The organism is Bacillus sp. FSL W8-1127 (assembly GCF_038006725.1).
GTDB classification, from domain to species: Bacteria; Bacillota; Bacilli; order Bacillales; family DSM-4216; genus Bacillus_O; species Bacillus_O smithii.
The window spans coordinates 2,519,472-2,537,227 of sequence record NZ_JBBOVU010000001.1 but is presented as its reverse complement, the minus strand read 5'-3'; the positions used below and the strand labels follow the sequence as shown (position 1 = coordinate 2,537,227).

The 17,756-nt window shown below is 40.6% G+C and carries 15 protein-coding genes; all 15 read left to right on the top strand.

The window, feature by feature from the left end:
- The first annotated feature begins 47 nt into the window (after positions 1–47).
- The 15 genes from NST12_RS11955 (at position 48) to NST12_RS11885 (ending at position 17,453) form a co-directional block, all read left to right on the top strand.
- Entirely contained in the window at positions 48–1,283 is a 1,236-nt protein-coding gene (locus NST12_RS11955) for a hypothetical protein (RefSeq protein WP_327796870.1), read from the top strand.
- Between the two features lie 5 nt (positions 1,284–1,288).
- A complete protein-coding gene (locus NST12_RS11950) occupies positions 1,289–2,515 on the top strand; it encodes a glycosyltransferase family 4 protein (RefSeq protein WP_341101351.1) in 1,227 nt (408 codons plus the stop codon).
- Between the two features lie 27 nt (positions 2,516–2,542).
- A complete protein-coding gene (locus tag NST12_RS11945) occupies positions 2,543–3,649 on the top strand; it encodes a glycosyltransferase family 4 protein (protein ID WP_341101349.1) in 1,107 nt (368 codons plus the stop codon).
- A gap of 5 nt (positions 3,650–3,654) precedes the next feature.
- A complete protein-coding gene (locus NST12_RS11940) occupies positions 3,655–4,980 on the top strand; it encodes a UDP-glucose dehydrogenase family protein (RefSeq protein ID WP_327796873.1) in 1,326 nt (441 codons plus the stop codon).
- A gap of 48 nt (positions 4,981–5,028) precedes the next feature.
- Positions 5,029–6,237, top strand: coding sequence for a glycosyltransferase (locus NST12_RS11935; RefSeq protein ID WP_341101347.1), 1,209 nt, complete (start codon positions 5,029–5,031; stop codon positions 6,235–6,237).
- A 64-nt stretch (positions 6,238–6,301) separates the two neighbouring features.
- On the top strand, positions 6,302–7,684 hold the full coding sequence (locus tag NST12_RS11930) for a sugar phosphate nucleotidyltransferase (RefSeq protein WP_327796875.1): 1,383 nt from the start codon (positions 6,302–6,304) through the stop codon (positions 7,682–7,684).
- 192 nt (positions 7,685–7,876) lie between these two features.
- A complete protein-coding gene (locus NST12_RS11925; RefSeq protein WP_327796876.1) occupies positions 7,877–8,731 on the top strand; it encodes an aldose epimerase family protein in 855 nt (284 codons plus the stop codon).
- Between the two features lie 27 nt (positions 8,732–8,758).
- Positions 8,759–9,706 carry a mannose-6-phosphate isomerase, class I gene (gene manA, locus NST12_RS11920; RefSeq protein WP_327805414.1) on the top strand — a complete coding sequence of 316 codons (948 nt, stop codon included), beginning with the start codon at positions 8,759–8,761 and terminating at the stop codon, positions 9,704–9,706.
- Positions 9,707–9,746: 40 nt separating this feature from the next.
- Positions 9,747–10,307 (top strand): DapH/DapD/GlmU-related protein, encoded by a 561-nt coding sequence (locus NST12_RS11915; protein WP_327805412.1) that lies wholly within the window; start codon positions 9,747–9,749, stop codon positions 10,305–10,307.
- Positions 10,308–10,350: 43 nt separating this feature from the next.
- Positions 10,351–12,099, top strand: coding sequence for a phospho-sugar mutase (locus NST12_RS11910; protein WP_327824256.1), 1,749 nt, complete (start codon positions 10,351–10,353; stop codon positions 12,097–12,099).
- Between the two features lie 17 nt (positions 12,100–12,116).
- Positions 12,117–13,094, top strand: coding sequence for a UDP-glucose 4-epimerase GalE (galE, locus tag NST12_RS11905; RefSeq protein WP_341101343.1), 978 nt, complete (start codon positions 12,117–12,119; stop codon positions 13,092–13,094).
- A 29-nt stretch (positions 13,095–13,123) separates the two neighbouring features.
- The gene (locus tag NST12_RS11900; protein WP_327796881.1) at positions 13,124–13,873 is read left to right on the top strand and encodes a YveK family protein; all 750 of its coding nucleotides are present in this window, start codon (positions 13,124–13,126) and stop codon (positions 13,871–13,873) included.
- The gene (locus NST12_RS11895; RefSeq protein ID WP_327796882.1) at positions 13,863–14,564 is read left to right on the top strand and encodes a CpsD/CapB family tyrosine-protein kinase; all 702 of its coding nucleotides are present in this window, start codon (positions 13,863–13,865) and stop codon (positions 14,562–14,564) included. Before NST12_RS11900 ends, NST12_RS11895 begins: the two co-directional genes overlap by 11 nt.
- Before the next feature lie 134 nt (positions 14,565–14,698).
- Complete coding sequence (locus tag NST12_RS11890; RefSeq protein ID WP_327796883.1) at positions 14,699–16,183, top strand: MOP flippase family protein; 1,485 nt, start codon at positions 14,699–14,701, stop codon at positions 16,181–16,183.
- 16 nt (positions 16,184–16,199) lie between these two features.
- Entirely contained in the window at positions 16,200–17,453 is a 1,254-nt protein-coding gene (locus NST12_RS11885; RefSeq protein WP_327796884.1) for a polysaccharide pyruvyl transferase family protein, read from the top strand.
- Positions 17,454–17,756: the final 303 nt, after the last annotated feature.

Genomic DNA, 17,756 nt, shown 5'->3' with positions numbered 1-17,756 from the left:
TCCAAAATCAAAGGAAAAGGTCGAAATTCTACTATATAGGTGGTTACATGAATAACCCTTTGGCAAATCCAAGCAGACGCTGGATTTTCTGGTTTAAGTTCTTAGTTATATTTTTGACAATTGGACAGAGGCTTGTCATAAAGGTTAGCGGGTTTCAAGTGCCAATTGTCCTCATTTTATTATATATCACATTAGTCATATTCACAATAGATCGCAGAGTAAAAATAAGCCTTACCAAACTCTCTTTGTTTACTCTGGCAATAGGAATTTTGGCGTTGTCAGCATTGGCGGCTAATTCTAATTATCCGCCTTACTCTTTGTTCTATTTAATTTTAATCTATTTACCATTGATTTTTATATACAAAGGTTCTGAGGATCTATATATTCCGGTTCTTTCATTTTACCAAAAAGTAATGGTTTTTATCACGTGTTTAGGCATCGTCCAATTTACTCTCCCTTTTGTAGGAATTCCCTACAACGATATCTGGGGGTATTTGCCTTCCAGCATCGTAGCAACGGGATACAATACGTATTATCCAATAGAGTACGGATCACCTATTTATAAATCAAATGGAATGGTTCTTCTGGAACCTTCCTTTTTCTCGCAATTTTTAGCAATGGCTATTATCTTAGAAGCTCTATATTTTAAAAAAATATGGAGAATAGCGCTCTATCTAACAGGAATAATCATCAGTTTTTCAGGAACAGGATTGCTTCTGTTAGGTGTATTTCTCATCATCTATATCCTGAAACAAGGGTGGAAAACGAAGCTATTCGTCATAGGAACCATGTGTCTGTTGTTTTTTGCCTTAAAAGACACGTATTATGCACAGGTTTTGATTGGAAGAGTAGGCGAATTCAGTATGCACTCAAATTCGAGTGCTAATTTCCGCTTTATCTCTCCTTATGTGGCAATAGAAAATGTCGGAATGCTAAGCAAGGATGTCTATTTATTTGGATTAGGACCGGGTATGGCGGATCGGGCCTCCATTCCCTATATTTCTGCAGATACGAATTATCCAGTATTGTCAAAGCTCATCATTGAATACGGGGTCATTTCATGCTTTGCGTTTCTGGTGTTTGTTTTGCATTGCTTTTATACGGGAGCCAGAAGCAAGACATTATTTGTGGCCATTTTCATGATGTACGCTTTGTTGTCAGGAAGCTTGCTTCAACCGCAAACCGTCTATTTTTTGTTTATCTTGTTTTGTTTTACTTCCAAGTTGGAGCAAAGCGATCAAAATCAAAACTCGACATTTGAGAAATATGCAGTTTGGAGGTGAGATAGTTGAAAACCATTTTGTTTGTCACGCATTTGTATCCTTATCCTCCAGATGACGGAGGCAGGATTGTCACGTATAACACGATAAGAGAACTCGTTAGGTATGGCCATAAAGTCATTCTATGTTCATTTGCAGAAGAGAATCAAACGATAGAGCCTTTGCCTTTTGAAATAGAAACTCATACGATACCGATTTCTTATGCGAATTCCTATAAAAAGGCGATTATGAATCTATCCAAGTCGTTGCCTTACAATATGGAAAAATATATTCATGACCGAATGGCAGATCTAATATTACAAATTGTGAAGCGACGAAAAATAGACATTCTGTACATTGATCATCTGCATATGGCGTATTATGCCCGGATGGTGAAACAAAAAGGGTATGACTTGTTCACGATTTTACGGCAGCATAACGTGGAAAGCACTATTTTCCAGCGCGCGATTGAAGAAGAGGATAATGTGATCAAAAAAGCGTATCTTGGGATCCAGTATAAAAGGCTGTATCGTTACGAGAGCGAAATTGTGAGCTTGTTTGACGTTGTTTATACGATTACAGATGAAGATTCTGAAAGAATGAAAGATATGAATCGCCATGTTGTAGCCAAAACTCTTCCGGCAGGGGTCGATACAGAGAAGTATTTCCCAATGGAAAACAATAAAAAAGATGAAGGTCCTGTATTAATGTTTTTGGGTACGATGAGTTGGCTCCCAAATGTGAATGGAATCACATGGTTTATTGAAAGCATTTTTCCGAAGGTTTTACAGAAATATCAAAAGACGAAACTTTATATAGTAGGAAAAAATCCACCGGAAAAATTATATAAGTTTCACAGCCAATATCCAGATAACATCGTCATTACAGGATATGTAGAAGATGAACGTACTTATATCGCAAATAGTGATGTATTCATCGTTCCTCTTAAAATTGGCGGAGGCATGCGGATAAAAATTTTAAATGCCCTGGCAATGAAAAAGCCGATTGTTACGACTTCCGTTGGTGTGGAAGGCATTAAACTTCATCCTTTTAGCTTGCTCGTCGCCGATGAAGAGGAAGAGTTTGCGAACGGGATCATAAAGCTTCTGTCAGAAAAAGAATTCGCCGATCAAATGAGTGAAACAGGATTTCGAAGCGTGAAAGAAAGCTATTCAAATAGTGCGATTTTTAAAAGACATGCGGAAGAAATAAATCAATACAACACGAGACGTGCAACTGAACTTGTTTCATTATGATCGTGTTTTCCTAAAAGGGAGAAGATTATGAGTAAAGTAAATGTCTTGTACGTGACCCACTCTAATAAAAAAGGCGGAGCGGAACAAAGTCTGATTCATCTTATGAACTATCTCGATGTTACAAAGTACAATGTGTACTTAATGTGTCCTGAAAATACTGAATATCTTGATGAAATCACCATTCCCATAAAGGTGATTCCTATGGAGCTAGGAACGTTAAAAGAGAAGTGGGGCGCTGTCTATCTAAAAAAAATATTCTCGATTCAAAAGATTATTCGTGACCATCATATACATATTGTTCATGCGAATGGATGGAGAGCACCTTGGTATGCTGCACCTCTGAAAATACTGACAAAAGCCAAGACGATTTGGCACCATCGGGACAATGCTCCGTCCAAAATGTACAACTACTTGTTACCTTTTTTCTTTCATAAAATCATTTGCATTTCTGAGTATGTGAAAGGAACCATTGATAAAAGACATGAGAATCGTTGTGTCGTTGTCTATAACGGAATTGATCCTCAAAAAACGACTTACTCTTCCAATAAAAAGCCGTTCAAATTGGAAAATCAATTTGTTGTTGGAGTGTTTGGACGAATCGTGGAATGGAAGAGATTGGATGTCATTATTGATGGAATAAAAAGATTAAAAGACCGAATTGGAGATGGTTGTAAGTTATGCATTGTGGGGGGAACAGCCATTGACGGTTCGGAAAATTATTTGAATCAATTAAAAAATCAAGTGAAAGCTCTTGGTCTTGAAAATAATGTCGTATTTTACGGTCATGTGAAAAATCCGTTAGAAATGATGAGCCAATGTGATGTAACTGTGAACTATTCGGACAGGGAGCCGTTTGGACGAGTGATCATTGAATCGTTGCTGGCGAATACCCCTGTCATAGTGGCCGATTCGGGAGGCGCCCCGGAAATTATTCGTCATACTCATGGAGGACTGATCAGTAAAGACGGGGATCCGGAAAGTTTGGCGGAGAATTTGGAAAAAGTGTATCGCATGACTAAAGAAGAATACACGGCTCTTTCCGAAGAAGGCCATCGAAATGTTATGAAAAAATTTAACATGTCTCATTTGATTAAAGAAATCGAAGAAGTTTACGAAAAACTACTAAAAAGGTGATAACGATGAAAATTTGTGTGATAGGAACAGGTTATGTAGGATTAGTAACAGGTGTGTGCTTGGCAGATATTAATCATTCCGTTACATGTATTGACAATAACCATGAAAAAGTTCAACTGATGAAAAAAGGAATATCACCTATTTACGAACCAGGTTTAGATGAGTTAATGAAGCGAAATATTGAAAGAGGAACTCTCACTTTTACAGAATCTTATGAAGAAGGGATTCCGAACTCGGATGTCATTTTCATTGCCGTTGGAACTCCTCAGAAGGAAGATGGGTCAGCAGATCTGCAATATGTAGAGGACGTTGCGGCGAAAATCGGCCAACATATTTCTCCTAATACGATTGTGGTCATTAAAAGTACGGTGCCAGTTGGAACAAACGTTCATGTGAAAGAATGCATAAAGCGTCATATGCCTGTTTCTGTTCCATTCCATATGGCGTCGAATCCAGAGTTTCTGCGTGAAGGATCAGCTATCTATGATACGCTGCACCCAGATCGAATTGTAATAGGTGCGGAAAACGAAGAAGTGGCACAACGGCTCAAAGAACTTTATGAACCGTTTGAGGCTCCATTTTTCGTTACAGATATCGCTAGTTCAGAACTTATAAAATATGCATCCAATGCGTTTTTGGCGACGAAAATTAGCTTTATTAATGAAATTTCAAATATTTGTGATAAAGTTGGAGCCAACATTGAGGACGTTGCAGATGGAATGGGGTACGATCGGCGGATCGGTCGTTCGTTTTTAAATGCCGGAATCGGATACGGAGGTTCTTGTTTTCCAAAAGATACGCATGCATTAGTGCAAATAGCAGGCAACGTGAACCATGATTTTGAATTATTGCGGTCTGTTATTGAAGTAAACAATAAGCAGCAGCGGCTGTTAATTGAAAAGATCGAAAAACGTCTTGGATCTTTAAAAGGGAAAAAAATTGCCTTGCTTGGTCTGGCGTTTAAACCGAATACAGACGATATGAGGGAAGCGGCTTCTATTGTGATTGCAAAAGAACTCGTCCAAAAAGGAGTGAAGGTAGCGGCTTACGACCCTATTGCGATTCCGAATGCCAAAAAACTTCTTCCAGAAAGTGTCGAGTTTACTAATACTTATAAGGATGCCATTCAGGAAGCAGATGCGGCTGTCATCGTGACGGAGTGGGATGAATTTAAAGAAATGGATTTAACGGAACTGCATCAATATATGAAAGAACCGCTTCTGTTTGACGGTCGAAATTGTTTTACATTGGACCAAGCCAAAAAAGCTGACATTGAGTATCACTCTATTGGAAGAAAAGTGGTCGAAAGAGAACAAGCAATAGTTCGCTAATAACTTTTCCTTCCCAAAACGATCGAAAAAGGAAAAGGGTGAACTTTAATGAAAAAGATTTTGTTTATTGTCGGAGAATTTCCTAAGCTATCGGAAACATTCATTCTAAATCAAATCACTGGATTAATCGATTACGGGCATGACGTGACGATTCTTGCACAAAAACCAAAGCACATTGGGACGGTGCACGAAGATGTCGTCAAGTACGGATTAATGGAGAAAACGATTTATTATGAGTATTCAGATAAAAAAGGAGAGAGGATTGCCCGTTTCTTGAAGCTTTTGCCGTCCAATCCGTGGAAAGTCATCCAGTCTGTCAATGTGATGAAGTACGGAAAAGAGGTCTTATCCATGAGACCTCTTTTTGCCTATCATTCACTGAGACGTCTTAGCGGCGATTACGATATCATTCATTGCCATTTTGGACCGAACGGTATTTTAGGAGCGGTGCTGAGAGATTTAGGTGTGATCAAAGGGAAAGTGTTTACGACATTTCATGGATACGATATGACGGCATATATAGATCACCGCGGGAAAGAAGCATATCGATATTTATTTGAAAAAGGTGACGGTTTTTTGCCTATCAGTGTTTTTTGGAAAAATCGTCTTATTTCCTTAGGATGCGATGAACGAAAAATTATTGTGCATCCGATGGGAATTGATATAGAACGATTCCGTTTTATCCAAGCTTCGTCTGATGATCCGGTTATCAAAATTTTATCCATTGCAAGATTAGTTGAGAAAAAGGGACTGATTTACGCCATCGAATCTGTCTCCAGATTGATTAACGAAGGCGTTCAAATCGAATATAACATTATTGGAAACGGTCCGCTGGAAAATCAGTTGAAAGAAAGAATTTCCCAATTAGGAATGGAATCACATATTAAGCTGTTAGGGCCGAAAACACAACAGGAGACGATCAGGCACTTGCAAGAGTCTCACATGTTTTTGCTTCCTAGTGTTACAAGCAGCGATGGAGACATGGAAGGAATTCCTGTTGTGTTAATGGAAGCGATGGCGATGGGAAAACCGGTCATTTCTACGTATCACAGCGGAATCCCCGAACTCATTACAGATGGAAAAGACGGACTGTTGGTTCCTGAACGGGATTCCGAGACTCTCTATCAAAAATTAAAAAGTATGATTCAAGATAAATCTCAATGGGAGCTGATGGGGAAACAAGCCAGATTGACGGTAAGTAAAAAACATGACATTCATCAATTAAATAGGAAGCTTGAAAGCATTTTTCAATCATGATCACGAATAGACGAATGAGGCCTGCTGATGAAGCAGGCTTTTCTATTTCATGGGAGGCGGGAAGATGAAATTAGTATTGTTGTCAGGCGGATCGGGAAAACGATTATGGCCGTTATCAAATGATACACGCTCCAAGCAATTTTTACGTGTACTGGAAAATGAAAATGGCGAGCTTCAATCAATGGTACAGCGCGTATGGGGGCAGCTGCAAAATGTCGGGCTGGCTGACAGCACCGTCATTGCTACAAGCAAAGCACAAGTAGACATGATTCAAAGTCAGCTTCAAGGTCAGGCTGAATTAATTATTGAGCCATGCCGACGTGATACATTTCCAGCTATTGCTCTCGCTGTCACATATCTCTATAGCATTCAAGGCGTAAGCCCGAATGAAGTGGTAGCCGTATTGCCGGTTGACCCATTTGTGCAGGACAGCTTTTTTGAGCGAGTAAAAGATTTGGAACAAGTTGTCACTGACAGCGGTGCAAATCTAGCCTTGATCGGCGTTAAGCCGACATTCCCTTCCTCCAAATATGGCTATATCGTGCCGAAAGCGAAAAGTGAAGAAAATTACATGTCTGTCGCACGTTTCACAGAAAAGCCAAGGGAGGAAGACGCGGCAGAGTTGATTCAAATGGGAGCATTGTGGAACTGCGGAGTATTTGCTTTTCGTCTTCAATACGTACTTTCCATTTTAGAAGAGAAAGGTCTTCCGATTCAATACGAACAAATGCTAAAGCAATATGATCAGATGCCGAAAATCAGCTTTGATTACGAAGTAGTGGAAAAGACGGAGCACATTGTCGTCCTTCCATATAGTGGCTATTGGAAAGACTTAGGTACATGGAACACGCTCACGGAAGAAATGGGAACGAGTCAAATTGGAACTGGAATTATCAGCCATGATTGTGTGAATACTCATTTAATCAATGAACTGGATATTCCAGTAACGGTTGTAGGAGGTTCCAATTTAGTCGTTGCTGCGAGTCCGGATGGCATTTTAGTTTCTGATAAAGCGGCAAGCCCGCGGATAAAAGACTTAGTTGGCCAGTTTGCGAACCGACCGATGTATGAAGAACGAAGATGGGGTTGGTACCGTGTATTGGATTACAAAAAATTTAAAGACGGCAACGAAGTATTGACAAAGCGCATCGGAATCGCAGCGGGCAAAAACTTGAGCTATCAGGTTCACGATCATCGTAATGAAGTGTGGACAATCATCAAAGGAGAAGGCGAATTTGTGTTAAATGATGAGTTGTATAACGTCAAAACCGGTGATGTGATTGAAATCAAGGCGGGAGACAAGCATGCGATCAAGGCTGTGACAGATTTAGAGATTATTGAAGTGCAAACAGGAACTCAGTTAATTGAAGAAGATATTGTGAGGTTGTATATGAGCTGGGACGATATTCAACAACATGTACTGAAATCGCAAAAATCCCTGCTATAAATGGAATCAATATGGCTGTGACGAGCCGTTAGGTGCTCTTTTGTACAGTTTCATCTTGGTTAAAGCAAAAAGGAAGCAGATTTCGCTTTCTTTTTGCTTTTTCACTTTGAAACGATCGTGGATATACGTGTACCTATTGTTATCATCCATTTTTTCTTCGAAAGAGTAAATCATTTTCAGGGAGGACCCGATATGTCTCATTCCATGAAGACTCAATACAAGATGTATCACTACAGACATCTCCCCACGAATTCCTGGTTTACGATTTGTCCTGAACGAGGAGGCATTGTCACGAGTCTTGGGTTGAATGGCCAAGAAATTTTGTATTTAAATAAGGAAACATTTGAGAACCCCGCTTCAAATGTAAGGGGAGGTATCCCTATTTTATTTCCTATTTGCGACAGGCTGAACAATGGGGTGTATGAAATAGATGGCCAGATCTATCAATTGAAAAACCACGGTTTTGCGCGAAATGTCTGCTGGGAGGTACTGGAAAGCAACGAGGAAGAATGTCTCATCAAACTTGGGCTTTCGAGCACTCCGGAAACAAAAGCCGTCTATCCATACGATTTTCAACTGACTTTTACGTTTCAGCTGAGGGATCAGGAGCTGACGATCTTTCAGGAATATGAAAATCGATCCGTTCAAAATATGCCGATGTATGCAGGGTTTCATCCTTATTTTTTGACCCAAGACAAACACATGGTCTTTCAAACGGATGCAAAGAACTATTTGGATATGCACGATCGGTTCCAAAAAAAATATGAAGGATCCCTACATTTGGAGACATCGACAGAAGCGTTCATTTTAATGAATACGAAACAACGCCATATTCGTTTTTCTTTGTCATCTGTCTCTAAACCTATTGTATTGAAATACGGAAAAGAGTTTCGCTATGTGGCAGTCTGGTCTGAGCCTGGAAAAGACTTTGTTTGTGTAGAACCATGGATGGCAAAGCCTGATTCTTTAAATACAGGAGAAGACCTTATATTCGTCAAGCCGAACGAAACCCTTCGCACGTTTTTTACTATTTCGCTTGATCAATAGCTTGCTACCAAGAAGGAGTGTTCAACGTTGAAAGCACCGTTATTTCTGACACCAATTTTTCAGGAAAGAATTTGGGGAGGAACAAGATTACAAGATCTATATGGATATGACATTCCGAGTCGCAAAACGGGTGAATGCTGGGCAATTTCCGCCCATCCTAACGGCCCTAGCATCGTCCGCAGCGGTGAATATGAAGGAATGACACTGTTAGAATTGTGGGAAAAGCATCCTGAGCTTTTTGGTCATTATGAAAGTGACCGTTTTCCTCTTTTAACCAAAATCATCGATGCGAATGATGATTTGTCTGTGCAAGTTCATCCGGATGATGAATATGCCCGTACAAATGAAAACGGAGAATTAGGAAAAACAGAATGCTGGTACATTATTGATTGTGAAGAAGGGGCTGAAATTATTTTTGGCCATCATGCTCGAACAAAGGAAGAGTTTGCCGGCATGATAGAAGAAGGAAGATGGAACGATTTGCTGCAACGTGTCCCCATTTCGCCCGGGGATTTTTTCTATGTTCCAAGCGGCACCCTTCATGCTTTATGCAAAGGAACCATCGTGTTGGAAACACAACAAAGCTCTGATATTACATATCGTGTCTATGATTATGATCGTCGCGATCAAGATGGGAACACGAGAGAGCTGCACTTGGGAAAAGCTTTGGAAGTGACCACTGTTCCTCACACGTTTCATAAAGCGGAACCGGCTATTATCAAAACTAAGCAATTTACCATTACAACATTCGTAGAAGAACGATATTTCACGGTATATAAATGGGATGTACATGAGGAATTAAACATGATGCAAGAAAAGCCGTTTATTTTGGCGAGCGTCATTGACGGACAGGGGGTCCTTCATACGGAAGACAGCCGATATGCTCTTCAAAAGGGCGATCATTTTATTCTTCCTTATCAAATGGGATCGTTTTCTATAAAAGGAGATATTCAATTGATAGTATCTCATCCATAAAGAAAATGATAGATAAACATAGACGTTGGAGAAGAAATATATGGAAAAGATAGGGTATTTAACAAAGAATATATTTTTTACTGTTAGAGGGTTTTGGAAGCTCGCAGGCAAAGCAACACCTGCCAATTATTTGCGGAAAATTGTAGGAAAAGTGTTTATCCGCAATAAAGGGACGTTTCGAATGGGACATCACGTTTCTCTGTATGCAAAACCCTTGCCCATTAGTATTACCGTTTCTCCAAAAGCAGAATTAACGATTGGTCATCATACGTTTATTAATTATGGGGTAGATATTGGAGCGACCACGAACATTCATATCGGGAATCATGTAAAAATCGGTCCTTTAACGAATATCATAGACAGCAATTTTCATCAAGTGGAGCCCCATGAACCTGTTTTTCAAAAACCGATCAGGATCGAAGATAATGTATGGATTGGCCGTCAATGCATCATATTACCCGGTGTGACAATTGGAAAAAATTCCGTCATAGCGTCAGGAAGTATTGTAACAAAGGATATTCCAGAGAATGTGCTGGCAGCAGGTGTTCCGGCCACGATCAAACGAAAATTGACAATAGAAGAGAATTGGATTCGAAAATAGACAAATGAGAAGTTTACATAATGAAGTTAGGAGGAATACACACATGACATGGCAGACAAAAGCAGAAAAATGGTTCACGTTTGAAAAGCTGGATCAGGATATGAAAGCACAACTGGACCAAATCAAGGACGATGAGCTCATTCTTGAAGATTGCTTCTATAAAAACTTAGAGTTTGGGACAGGCGGAATGCGCGGGGAAATCGGACCCGGTACAAATCGTATGAACATTTATACAGTCAGAAAGGCGTCGGAAGGGTTGGCTCGTTATATCGAAGAACAAGGGCCGGAAGCAAAAGAACGCGGCGTAGTCATCGCCTATGATTCTCGCCATAAATCACCGGAGTTTGCCTTGGAAGTAGCGAAAACCCTTGGAGCACATCATATCAAAGCATACTTATTCGACGCGCTTCGGCCGACACCGGAATTATCATTTGCGGTGCGTTACCTAAATGCCTTTGCAGGGGTTGTCATTACTGCAAGTCATAATCCTCCGGAATATAACGGATATAAAGTGTACGGACAAGACGGTGGACAAATACCTCCTAACATGGCTGATAGGATTATCGGCTATATCGAGAAAGTAGAGGATGAGCTGACCGTTCAAGTGGCAGATGAGAAAAAGCTGAAAGAAGAAGGAATGCTGGTGTCGATTGGAAAGGAAATCGATGATGCTTATATTGAACAGCTCAAAACGATTCAGCTAAATCGTGAAGTCATACAAAAAGTGAAGGATGATTTTAAAATTGTTTTTACTCCTCTCCATGGCACATCGAATCATTTAGTACGAAGAGGTTTAGCTGCTTTCGGATTTGAAAATGTTGTCGTAGTTGAAGAACAAGAACAGCCTGATCCAAACTTTTCCACCGTTCAATCTCCGAATCCGGAAGAACATGCGGCGTTTGAAATGGCTATTCAATACGGAAAGAAAATAAACGCCGACATCCTCATGGGAACGGATCCGGATGCCGACCGTTTAGGGGTGGCTGTCAAAAATGATAAAGGCGAGTACCAAGTCCTCACAGGCAATCAAATGGGAGCATTAATGCTTCATTATTTGTTAACTCAAAAAGAGAGAAAAGGAGAACTTCCGCGAAACGGTGTCGTGGTAAAGACGATCGTAACGTCTGAGATCGGTCGTGTCATCGCAGCTCAGTTTGGTCTTCCGACTATTGATACGCTGACTGGCTTTAAATTTATCGGTGAAAAGATTCATGAGTTCGAGAAAACAAATGAGTACACGTTCCTATTTGGATACGAAGAAAGCTACGGATATTTAATTGGAGATTTCGTGCGTGACAAAGATGCAGTGCAATCAGCTGTTTTTGCAGCGGAAGTCGCTGCTTATTATAAATCGAAAGGAAAAACATTATATGAAGGGCTGTTGGAAATATTTGAGCAATACGGCTATTATCAAGAATCCCTTCAGTCCTTAACGTTAAAAGGAAAAAGAGGGGCGGAACAAATTAAAGCCATACTTGCTCAATTCCGTACAAATCCTCCGAAAGAGATCAACGGTGTACCGATCATAGCGATGGAAGATTATCAAGCTCAAAAACATATGGATTTAATCGCAGGACAAGAAAGAATGATCGATCTTCCAAAATCAAACGTGTTGAAGTTCTTCTTGGGTGATGATTCATGGTTTACGGTTCGACCTTCTGGTACAGAGCCAAAGGCGAAGTTTTATTTTGCCGTCAAAGGGACTTCATTAGAAGAAAGCAAAAAGAGACTGGAAGCATTGCAGCATGCAGTGATGGATCTTGCTCAGGAAATGATGAAGGCAGGAGTTTAATAGAGGAGGAATAGCAGATGATACTTGTTATAGGTGGTGCAGGCTACATCGGTAGTCACGTTGTAAAAGAACTTGTGCAAACAAAAGACGTGTTGGTCCTGGATAACTTCTCTACGGGCCATCGTTGGGCGGTTCACGAAAATGCGACGATGATTGAAGGGGATATGGGTGATAAAGATATTTTAGAAAATATCTTTACTCACTATCCAATTGAAGCTGTTATGCATTTTGCCGCATACAGCCTTGTAGGAGAATCGGTTCAGGAACCGGGTAAGTACTATCAAAATAATGTAGCTGCCACTTTGAATTTGCTGGAAGTCATGGTGAAGTCAAACGTCAAAAAAATTATTTTCTCGTCCACTGCCGCAACGTATGGAATACCGGAAGGGCCTGTCATTACAGAGGAAACACCAACCAATCCTATTAATCCTTACGGGCGTTCCAAATTAATGATGGAGTCTATTATGAAAGATTTTTCAAAGGCTTACGGGTTGGAATATGTCATTCTTCGTTATTTTAATGCGGCAGGTGCTGATGAATCGGCTAAAATCGGAGAAGCGCATGATCCTGAGACCCATCTTATTCCGCTGATTCTTCAGAATTTGGCAGGGGATCGTCCGTCTATTTCTATATTTGGAACGGATTATGACACGCCGGATGGTACGTGCATCCGTGATTATATCCATGTGACTGACTTGGCCCGTGCTCATATTTTAGCGTTGGATGCATTGTTGGAAGGAGCGAAGAAGAACGCCATTTATAATCTGGGAAATGGACGAGGTTATTCTGTACGAGAAGTCATTGAAGCATGCGAACGAATCACTGGTAAGAAAGCGAATGTCACCATGGCGCCGCCGCGTGAAGGAGATCCGGCACGCCTTGTTGCCTCCTCTGAGAAAATAAGCCGTGAACTTGGGTGGAAAGCTCGTTATTCACTGGATGATATCGTGGAAAGTGCATGGAAATGGAACAAGCAATTAAAAGCGACTGTGTGAAGTCACGCAATTATTTAATGGAGGTCATCATGGAAGAAACGATTAGTATAGCAGAATTGCTTCAAACTGTGAAGAAGCGCCTTTGGCTGATCATATTATGTGTGTTCGTAGCTGTGTCGATCAGTGCCGTCCTTAGCTTTTATGTATTCACACCCGTTTATCAAGCTTCTTCTCAAATTTTGGTGAACCAGGCAAAAAACGGTCATGAACTTTATAACTTCAATGAAGTTCAAACGAATGTTCAATTGATCGGCACATACAGTGTCATCATTAAAAGCCCGACGATTTTAGAAAGCGTGAAGAAACAATTGCACTTACCCGATTCCGTCAACACGTTAAACAACAAAATTTCGGTTGAGAGCGACAAAGAATCTCAAGTATTTTCCGTCGTGGTAGAGGACACTGATCCAAGAAAAGCGGCTGATATTGCAAATGCAACAGCCATTTCTTTTAAACAAAAGATTCCCCACATTATGAATGTGGATAACGTTAGTATTCTGTCCAAAGCGGATATGCCTCCTCATCCCTCTCCGATCAAACCGAAACCTACTTTAAATTTAACGGTTGGGTTAATAGTTGGTTTGATCGTGGGGATCGGTTTAGCGGTGTTGCTAGAGTATTTGGATAATACGGTGAAACGAGAACAAGATATTGAGAAGCTGCTGGGAATACCGGTGATTGGTTCCGTTACCATGATCCGGCAAGTCCAGGAATCGGCTGCATCCACTCCAAAAGTGCATCATCAATACAGTGCAGGAGGTAAGTCAGTTGGCTCTTAGGAAAAAGAATGAACTTCAGTTTATTGCAAAAAAACGATTGCTGTCTCACTTAAATCCTAAATCGCCTATTGCGGAACAATACCGGACCATTCGCACGAACATTCAATTTTCGAATGTAGAAAAAGAAATGAAGTCCATCGTTGTGACATCTTCGAGTCCCGGTGAGGGAAAGTCGACAACGGTTACCAATTTGGCGATTGTATTTGCCCAACAGGAAAAACGCGTGCTTTTAGTAGATGCCGATTTAAGAAAGCCGACGATTTATTCTGCTTTTCGAATGTCCAATCATATTGGTTTAACGAATGTGTTAACGCAGCAATCTACATTGCAAGCGGCGATCAAAACAACAGAAGTGCCGAATTTATCCGTACTGGCCAGCGGTCCTGTACCGCCAAATCCTGCTGAGCTGCTAGGGTCCAGCAGGATGAAAGAAGTTTTAGAGGAACTTTATCAAATGTACGATGTCATTTTAATTGATACTCCGCCTGTTTTGGCCGTAGCTGATGCTCAAATTCTAGCTAATCTATGCCATGGAATTGTAATGGTCATAAGCAGCGGCAAAACGAAAATTGAACATGCGAGAAAAACGCGTGATTTGTTATCACAGGCAAAAGGAAAATTACTCGGTGCGATCTTAAACAACAAACGAAAAAGTGATGCTGATCTTTATTATTATTACAGCAGCAATTAATAATCGACGTAAAAGAAGAAAGAGCAGTATGTCCATGCTGCTCTTTTTTTAATGTCTACAGGATAAAAGGACACAGGTACTTCCATTCACTCGTACATACAAGGGAAACTTTCATACAAAGAAGGTAGAAAAACATGTCGTTAAAACAAAAAGCTATACAAGGGGTAAAGTGGACGACGGTTTCGACGGTCATAACGATTTTATTGCAGCTTTTGCAGCTCGTTGTGTTAGGGAGACTGCTCGATTCCTCTGCATTTGGCCTTATGGGGATGGTACTTGTGATAGTCGGATTCGCTGATCTTTTTATGGATATGGGGATATCGAATGCGATTATTCAGCGCCAAGACATTTCGAAAAAGGAGCTGTCCAGTCTTTATTGGCTGAACGTGATATCTGGCGCGTTCATTGCTGTCCTCATTTGGTGCTTTTCACCCGTTATTGCTGACTTATTTAAAGAACCCAAAATGAGCGATTTAGTAAAATGGATTGCCGTCATTTATTTGATTACCCCCTTAGGACAGCAATATCGGGCGCTTCTTCAAAAGGAACTGCGCTTTAATTTAATTGCCAAAGCAGAGGTGCTGTCAGCTGTACTGGGAGTAGGGCTCTCGATTGTGGCCGCCTATTATGGCCAAGGCGTGATGTCTCTTATATGGGGACAGCTTGTGATTGCGCTGGTGAAAACGGTGATCTTTATTGGATCGGGAATGAAATACCATAAACCAGGTTTGCATTTTCGCTTTTCAGAAACAAAGCGGTTTTTAAGCTTTGGAATCTATCAAATGGGAGAGAGTGTGCTTAATTATTTTAACTCCAAAGTAGACTCCGTCATTATCGGTCGTACGTTAGGATCGGTAGCTCTTGGTTATTACACGATGCCTTTCAACATTATCATCATGCCTTCAACAAAAATTAATCCGATCTTAACTCGCGTTTTATTCCCGTTGTTTTCAAAAATGCAGGATAATCAGGAGCGTCTAAAGCAAAATTTCTTTAAACTGTTGACACTGGTTAGCCTTGTAAATTTTCCGATTTTTTTCGGGTTGTTTGTGACCGCTCCGTTGTTTATTCCTGTTATTTTTGGCGACAAGTGGATGAACAGCATTCATCTATTGCAGCTGTTATGCGGGGTGGGTTTGCTGCGATCGGTAGGAAACCCCATTGGTTCTCTGTTGATGGCAACGGGACAAGTGAACATCAGTTTTCGTTTCAATGCGTTCAAAATGTTCACGCAAATTCCCGGCATCATCATAGGAGCTTATGCAGGCGGACTTACCGGTGTGGCCGTTGCTTATTTAATTCTTCAAGTCTTTTATACGATTTTAAGCTATCGTTACATGATTTATCGAGCAGTAGGTCCCAGCCTTTCGGCATACATTCAATCGTTTATTCCCGGGACTGTTGCCAGTGCGATAATGGGAATCGTGGTATGGCTGATCGGCCGCGTCTTAACCCCTCTTTCTGATGTATATCAGCTTGCAGTGGAAATCATCGTTGGCATCGTCACCTATATTGTGATGATGATGTTCTCACGAAATGAAGTGGCAGTCGAGTTAAAGCAGATGGTAGGGAAAAAACTGGGCTTTGCCAAGAGTATCAAGATGTCAAAAGCAAACTAATGAAAAAGGTAGTGAAATGAAAGTGAAGATTCTCATCATTAATGCTCACTCATCTCGAAATAAAGGGGATGCGGGTATTATTTTATCGATGATTGATTCGATGAAACGGAACATTCCTAATTGCCAAATCCGAATTAAAACAAGATTCCCTGATGTAGACAAAACAGCTTATAATGCACCGGTGTCAGAAGCTGTACACAATATCATTGTGGGAGACCACACATCCAAATTTGAAAAGCTGAAACTCGCTTGGGGCATGTATAAAATTCTAAAGAAAAATAATGGGAAGCCGGCTGTCGCCGATCCTGATTATGAATGGGCCGATGTGGTCGTTAGCTGCGGCGGCGGGTTTTTATTAACACACGGTTTCAGCGTCATGACTGTGCAGCATCTTGTTCAATTGAAAATCGCCTTTGATTATCAAAAACCGGTGATCATTTATTCGCAATCCATTGGTCCTCTCTACAATAAAGTCATTGCCCAATGGACCAAGGAGATATTGGATAAGGTCGATAAAATTTTTGTTCGTGAAAAAATATCTGAGAAACTGCTTCAAGAGATGAATGTTCAAGCACCTATCGAGGTTGTACCGGATTCTGCTTTCAGTATGGATTTAGTGCAATCCGATTTTGTGGATGAAGTAGTGGACTTCATCAAAAAAGAATCGAATGGTCCTCTCGTGGGAATCACAGTAAGAGATTGGAAGTTTCCAGAAGTGAATGATTCCGATTTTCACCGCAAAAAGTATATCAAAAGTATTCAAGCAGCTATTCAGCATTTAGAAACGAAGTACGGAGCAAAAGTATTGTTGATGCCCCAAGTTCTCGGACCAAATGCGTTTAATGATGACCGAAATATCAGCCGGGAAATCTTAAATGGCATGTCCAACACAAAAGCACAGCTGATTGATATTGATTTCCATCCGCGTGAGTTGAAATATTTCTACTCTAAAATGGATATGTTTATCGGGACACGAATGCATTCGAATATCTTTGCCCTCTCAAGCGGCATTCCAACCGTGGCGATTAACTACGAGCATAAAACAAGAGGAATTATGGAGCTTTTAGATTTGAAAGAGTATGTGATTGATATTAGTGCGATCACGCCGGAAGACTTGATTGCGGCAGCAGATAAATGCTGGAATAACCGTAATCGGCTGAGACACCATCTTGAAATGCGAATTCCGGGAGTCATTTTTGATGCTCAGCTGCCGGCAATGTATTTGAAGCAGTTAATGAAAAAACAAAAAAAGCAGTTGGTGAATAGCTAAACTTACATAAATCAAGGAAGAACTGAAACATTTTTGTTCTATGATCTGAAGCTTGCAAGATGCTTTCACGATTGTATGGTTCAGCTTTATATTCTATTTTTCAGCTGATCTTTCACAGAATCGATGGAACTTTACAATCATTCTTGGTTGGAGGTTCTGCCGCAGACAGAGGTTATGCCATTGGACCCGTTGGTTGAAGTGCCTAGAAATCATATTATCGTTTTTCGATCTCTCCGATGAAATCCAACGTATTTTGGCGAGAGACGGTATTTCTGAAAGTGGCACTTTTAGAATTATTTAACA

Excerpts from the sequence above, each read along its gene's own strand:
- NST12_RS11955 (WP_327796870.1), top strand. The coding sequence starts at position 48 with ATGAATAACCCTTTGGCAAATCCAAGCAGACGCTGGATTTTCTGGTTT.
- NST12_RS11945 (WP_341101349.1), top strand. The coding sequence starts at position 2,543 with ATGAGTAAAGTAAATGTCTTGTACGTGACCCACTCTAATAAAAAAGGC.
- NST12_RS11940 (WP_327796873.1), top strand. The coding sequence starts at position 3,655 with ATGAAAATTTGTGTGATAGGAACAGGTTATGTAGGATTAGTAACAGGT.
- NST12_RS11935 (WP_341101347.1), top strand. The coding sequence starts at position 5,029 with ATGAAAAAGATTTTGTTTATTGTCGGAGAATTTCCTAAGCTATCGGAA.
- NST12_RS11930 (WP_327796875.1), top strand. The coding sequence starts at position 6,302 with ATGAAATTAGTATTGTTGTCAGGCGGATCGGGAAAACGATTATGGCCG.
- NST12_RS11925 (WP_327796876.1), top strand. The coding sequence starts at position 7,877 with ATGTCTCATTCCATGAAGACTCAATACAAGATGTATCACTACAGACAT.
- NST12_RS11915 (WP_327805412.1), top strand. The coding sequence starts at position 9,747 with ATGGAAAAGATAGGGTATTTAACAAAGAATATATTTTTTACTGTTAGA.
- NST12_RS11910 (WP_327824256.1), top strand. The coding sequence starts at position 10,351 with ATGACATGGCAGACAAAAGCAGAAAAATGGTTCACGTTTGAAAAGCTG.
- galE (WP_341101343.1), top strand. The coding sequence starts at position 12,117 with ATGATACTTGTTATAGGTGGTGCAGGCTACATCGGTAGTCACGTTGTA.
- NST12_RS11900 (WP_327796881.1), top strand. The coding sequence starts at position 13,124 with ATGGAAGAAACGATTAGTATAGCAGAATTGCTTCAAACTGTGAAGAAG.
- NST12_RS11890 (WP_327796883.1), top strand. The coding sequence starts at position 14,699 with ATGTCGTTAAAACAAAAAGCTATACAAGGGGTAAAGTGGACGACGGTT.
- NST12_RS11885 (WP_327796884.1), top strand. The coding sequence starts at position 16,200 with ATGAAAGTGAAGATTCTCATCATTAATGCTCACTCATCTCGAAATAAA.